Raw genomic sequence first — 648 nt, forward strand, 5'->3', positions numbered from 1 at the left:
CGCTGGCTGATCCTCACCGACAACCAGCTGCAGGCATTGCCTGACGAGATCGGCAACTGCCGACGCCTGCAGAAACTGATGCTCGCTGGCAACCAGCTGTCTTCGTTGCCTGATACGCTGGCCAATTTCGTCAACCTGGAATTGCTGCGCGTCGCCGCCAACCGCCTGCCAGCGCTGCCCGACTGGCTGCTGACACTGCCGCGACTCAGCTGGCTGGCCGCTGCCGGCAACCCCTTCAGCGACGCCAGCGAAGCGATGAGCCTCGCTTGTCATTCGCTACCGGCGATTCCGCGCGAACAGGTCGTCCTGCACGAGCAACTGGGCCAGGGTGCGTCGGGCATCATCTACCGTGCCGGGTGGCAGCCAACCGGGCAAGCGCCGAAGCAAATGGCCGCCAAGCTGTTCAAGGGCCATGTCACCAGCGACGGCCTGCCCCACAGCGAGATGGCAGCCTGCGTATCCGCTGGCGCCCATCCAAATCTGATCGATGTTGCCGGGCCGCTGGCTGATCAGCCGGGCCAAACGCCGGGCCTGCTGATGGATCTGGTCGAGCCGGCCTTCCAGCCACTGGCTGGTCCGCCGTCGCTGGTCAGTTGCACACGCGATTGCTACGCCGAGGATCGAACCTTTACCGTGGAGCAGGCGCTG

Annotated in this window: 1 protein-coding gene; it reads left to right on the forward strand. The window is 65.1% G+C overall.

Annotation, left to right across the window (positions count from 1 at the left end; all coding sequences use genetic code 11):
* Positions 1-648, forward strand: a 648-nt coding sequence (locus tag CXQ97_RS20945; protein ID WP_181035162.1) for a leucine-rich repeat domain-containing protein, incomplete at both ends; no start/stop codon positions are given.

This window comes from Arthrobacter sp. B0490, assembly GCF_002929355.1.
Classification (GTDB): domain Bacteria; phylum Actinomycetota; class Actinomycetes; order Actinomycetales; family Micrococcaceae; genus Arthrobacter_D.